Annotated in this window: 4 protein-coding genes; all 4 read left to right on the top strand. The window is 71.6% G+C overall.

The window, feature by feature from the left end; translation table 11 throughout:
- Positions 1-875, top strand: an 875-nt coding sequence (locus tag ACVV2G_RS33205; protein ID WP_453846480.1) for a TatD family hydrolase, incomplete at its 5' end; no start/stop codon positions are given.
- A 3-nt stretch (positions 876-878) separates the two neighbouring features.
- Complete coding sequence (gene eboE / locus ACVV2G_RS33200; RefSeq protein ID WP_453846479.1) at positions 879-2,051, top strand: metabolite traffic protein EboE; 1,173 nt, start codon at positions 879-881, stop codon at positions 2,049-2,051.
- Entirely contained in the window at positions 2,048-3,448 is a 1,401-nt protein-coding gene (locus ACVV2G_RS33195) for an alkaline phosphatase family protein (RefSeq protein ID WP_453846147.1), read from the top strand. The genes eboE and ACVV2G_RS33195 overlap by 4 nt, the downstream gene beginning before the upstream one ends.
- Before the next feature lie 114 nt (positions 3,449-3,562).
- Positions 3,563-4,774 (top strand): sugar phosphate isomerase/epimerase family protein, encoded by a 1,212-nt coding sequence (locus ACVV2G_RS33190; RefSeq protein ID WP_453846478.1) that lies wholly within the window; start codon positions 3,563-3,565, stop codon positions 4,772-4,774.
- Positions 4,775-4,803 lie beyond the last annotated feature (29 nt).

The raw sequence follows: 4,803 nt of genomic DNA, 5'->3' as shown, positions 1-4,803 counted from the left end.
TGCGCATCTTCGACCCGCACATCCACATGACCTCCCGGACCACGGACGACTACGAGGCGATGTACGCCGCCGGTGTCCGGGCCGTCGTCGAGCCGTCCTTCTGGCTCGGCCAGCCCCGCACCTCGCCCGCCTCCTTCCACGACTACTTCGACGCCCTCCTGGGCTGGGAGCCCTTCCGCGCCGCCCAGTACGGCATCGCCCACCACTGCACGATCGCCCTCAACCCCAAGGAGGCGAACGATCCCCGCTGCCTGCCCGTCCTCGACGACCTGCCCCGCTACCTCGTCAAGGACCGGGTCGTGGCCGTCGGTGAGATCGGCTACGACTCGATGACACCGGCCGAGGACAGGGCCCTGGAACACCAGCTCCAGCTCGCCGCCGACCACAGCCTGCCCGCCCTCGTGCACACCCCGCACCGCGACAAGCTCGCCGGACTGCACCGCACCCTGGACGTGGTCCGCGCGTCCGCGCTGCCCGTGGACCGGGTGCTGGTGGACCACCTCAACGAGACGACCGTGCGGGTGGCCAAGGACGCCGGCTGCTGGCTCGGCTTCTCCGTCTACCCGGACACCAAGATGGACGAGGCCCGCATGGTGGTCCTCCTGCGCGAGTACGGCCCGGAGCGGGTCCTGGTGAACTCGGCCGCCGACTGGGGCAGGAGCGACCCGCTGAAAACCCGCACGGTCGGCGACCTGATGCTCGCCGAGGGTTTCACCGAGGACGACGTGGACCGGGTGCTGTGGCGCAACCCCGTCGCCTTCTACGGCCTCGGCGGACGCCTCGAACTCGACGTCACCTCGGCCGATGCCACGCACGAGGGCAACTCCGTCCTGCGCGGCGCCCCCGCCACCGAACCGCTGCCCGCAGGCGCGTGACCCGTGCGCTTCCGGCATCCCGACGGCTCCACCGTCCACCTGGCCTACTGCACCAACGTCCACCCCGCCGAGAGTCTCGACGGGGTGCGGGCGCAGTTGCGTGAGTACTGCGAGCCGGTGCGGCGCCGGCTGGGCCGCGACCGCCTGGGCATCGGACTGTGGCTGGCCCGCGACGCGGCCCACGCCCTGGCCGCCGACCCCGCCGCGTTGCGGGGACTGCGCGGCGAGCTGGACCGGCGTGGTCTGGAGGTCGTCACCCTCAACGGCTTCCCCTACCAGGGGTTCGGGGCGGAGGAGGTCAAGTACCGCGTCTACACGCCCGACTGGGCCGATCCGGAGCGGCTGGAGTACACGGCGTCGCTGGCCCGGCTCTTGGCCGGGCTGCTGCCCGACGACGTCACCGACGGCACGATCTCCACGCTTCCGCTGGCCTGGCGCACCGCCTACGACCAGGCCCGCGCCGACACGGCCCGCGCCGCGCTGGTCACCCTCGCCGGACAGCTCGACACCCTGGAGGAGCTGACCGGCCGCTGCCTGCGTATCGGTCTGGAGCCCGAGCCCGGCTGTGTCGTGGAGACCACCGGGGACGCGATCGCCCCGCTGACCGCGGTCGGTCACGACCGTATCGGGGTGTGTGTCGACACCTGTCACCTCGCCACCTCCTTCGAGGACCCGCACACCGCTCTGGACGCGCTGGCCGCGGCGGGTGTCCCGGTCGTCAAGGCGCAGCTGTCGGCCGCCCTGCACGCCGAACACCCCGCTCTTCCCGGTGTCCGGCGGGCTCTTGCCGCGTTCGCCGAGCCCCGCTTCCTGCACCAGACCCGCACCAGTACCCCCAACGGCGCTCTGCACGGCACCGACGACCTCGACCAGGCCCTGGCGGGTGACGCGCTGCCCGGCAGCGGGCCCTGGCGGGCGCACTTCCATGTGCCCCTGCACGCGGCCCCGGCCCCGCCGCTGGCCTCGACGATGGATGTCCTCAAGGCCGCGCTGGCCCGCCTGGTGGGCGGCCCGCGCCCCCTCACCCGGCATCTGGAGGTGGAGACCTACACCTGGCAGGCCCTGCCGCCCGCCCTGCGGCCCCGGGCCCGGGCACAGCTCACCGACGGCATCGCCGCCGAACTGGCCCTGGCCCGCGACCTGCTGACCGACCTCGGCCTGAAGGAACTGCCATGACCCACCCCGTGTCCCCTCCCGCACAGCCCACGCCTTTGCTGGTCCTGGACGTGGTGGGCCTCACCCCCCGCCTGCTGGACCACATGCCCCACCTCAAACGGCTCGCCCAGCACGGCTCCCACGCCCCCCTGGGCACCGTCCTGCCCGCGGTGACCTGCGCCGCCCAGTCGACGTTCCTGACCGGCACCCACCCGGCCCAGCACGGCATCGTCGCCAACGGCTGGTACTTCCGCGAACTGGGCGAGGTCCTGCTGTGGCGCCAGCACAACGGCCTGGTCACCGGCGACAGACTCTGGGACGCCGCCCGCCGCGCCCACCCCGGCTACAGCGTCGCCAACATCTGCTGGTGGTACGCCATGGGCGCCGACACCGACATCACCGTCACCCCCCGCCCCGTCTACTACGCCGACGGCCGCAAGGAACCCGACTGCTACACCCGGCCCCCCGCCCTGCACGACGAACTCACCGACACCCTCGGCACCTTCCCCCTCTTCCACTTCTGGGGACCGGGCGCCGACCTCGTCTCCAGCCAGTGGATCATCGACGCCACCCGGCACATCAACGCCACCCGCCACCCCGACCTCACCCTCTGCTACCTGCCCCACCTCGACTACGACCTCCAGCGCCACGGCCCCCACGACCCCCGCTCCCTGCAGGCCGCCACCGACCTCGACGCGGCACTCGCCCCGCTCCTGGACGACGCCCGCACCGAAGGCCGCACCGTCGTCGCACTGTCCGAGTACGGCATCACCCCGGTGAACCGGCCCGTCGACATCAACCGCGCCCTGCGCCGCGCCGGCCTGCTCGAAGTCCACACCCAGGACGGCATGGAATACCTCGACCCGATGACCTCCCGCGCCTTCGCCGTCGCCGACCACCAGATCGCCCACGTCTACGTCCGCCGCCCCGAAGACCTCGACGCCACCCGAGAAGCCCTCACCGCCCTGCCCGGCCTCGACCAGCTCCTCGACGAGGAGGGCAAAAAAGCCCACCACCTCGACCACCCCCGCGCCGGCGAACTCGTCGCCCTCGCCCAGCCGGACGCCTGGTTCACCTACTACTACTGGCTCGACGACGACCGCGCGCCCGACTTCGCGCAGCTCGTCGAGATCCACCGCAAACCCGGCTACGACCCGGCCGAACTGTTCACGGACCCCCGCGACCCCTACGTCACGCTCAAAGCCGCCGGCGCCCTGGCCCGCAAGAAACTCGGCCTGCGCTACCGCATGGCCGTCGTCCCCCTGGACCCCTCACCCGTCCGCGGCAGCCACGGCCGCCTGCCCGCCGGCGACGACGACGGCCCCCTGTTCATCTGCTCCACCCCCCACACCCTCCCCGACCACATCGCGGCCACCGACGTCAAACAACTCCTCCTCCAACTCGCCGGAATCGCCTGACACACCATCCGGCAACCCCGCCGCGATCCGACTACTGAGAGTGAAACACACGGCACTGACAACGGCCCTTCCCCACCGCACCGGGGCGGGCCACGACCCAGAAGGCAGGCACCCGTGACCCTGTTCTCCGATCCTTCCCGCACCGAAGACGCCACGGACCCGGCGGCCGGCGGCCCGGACGAAGGTCTGCGTCGCACGCTCGGCGTGGACCGCCGCCGTTTCCTGAGCACGTGCACCGCGGTGGCCGCCGGAGCCGTAGCGGCCCCCGTCTTCGGTGCCTCTCCCGCGCTGGCGGACGGCCGGGGCGCAGACCACGGCCACGGCGGTGGACACGGACACGGCGGGCAGGTCCTGGTCCCGGCGGACAAGCGCGGCATCATCCTCTACACCGTGCGGGACGCCACTGCCCGCGACCCCCTCGCCTCCGACCTCCCCTCCGGCTTCCGCGAGGTGTTCAAGCAGCTGGCCCGCCACGGTTACCGCCAGGTCGAGTTCGCCGGCTACCGCCAGCACGCGAACGCGCCCGGCGGCGCCGACCTGGAATCCGTCAAGGGGGCCAGGCTGCTGCGCTGCTGGCTCGACGACTACGGCCTGCGCGCTCAGGGCAACCACAGCTTCATCCCGTCGTCCTGGCCGCTGACCACGGCGGACGAGGACACCTTCAAGAAACACCTGGAGATCGCCAACATCCTCGGGCTGAAGCACATGGGCACCGGTGGCGACCCCACCGGCAGCTCCTACCGCGCCGACTGGGACGTGGCGGCCGACAAGTGGAACGCCCTGGGAGCGATAGCCCGCCGTGAGGGCATCAAGCTCTACACCCACAACCACGACGGGGCCTACGGCTTCCTGCTCGACGGCGGCCCGCTGGACGACCAGGGGCGACCGACCCGCAGCTCCGGCATCCGGAAGCTGGAGTACTTCCTGAGGGTCACCGACCCGAAGCTCGTCTGGCTGGAGATGGACATCTTCTGGGCGCACGTGGCCCAGTACAAGTTCCACACCTACACCGCCCACGACGGCTCGACCCGGAGGAACGTCTTCGACCCGGCCGGTCTCGTCGCCCGCAACAACAAGCGCTACCCGCTGTTCCACGCCAAGGACGGCGTCGTCAGCACGACCAACGGCATGGGCTACGACATGGTGCCCTTCGGAACCGGCGTCATCGACTACACGACGTTCTTCTCGCGGGTCGGCGAGCGGAACTACCACAACCCGATGATCGAGGACGACAACTCCCCGAGCGCCACCGACCCCGCGCAGTCGCTGCGGGAGGCGAAGATCAGCTACGACAACCTGGCGGCCCTGCGCAAGCGGCGCCGCTAGCACCCGACGGAACAGCGTGTGGTGGTGGC

Source organism: Streptomyces sp. JK94, from assembly GCF_053613315.1.
The sequence above is the reverse complement of the archived record's forward strand: the minus strand, read 5'-3'. Positions and strand labels throughout refer to the sequence as shown.

What these genes read in the sequence shown, in the direction of transcription:
- ACVV2G_RS33195 (WP_453846147.1), top strand. Translation starts at nt 2,048, where the DNA reads ATGACCCACCCCGTGTCCCCTCCCGCACAGCCCACGCCTTTGCTGGTC.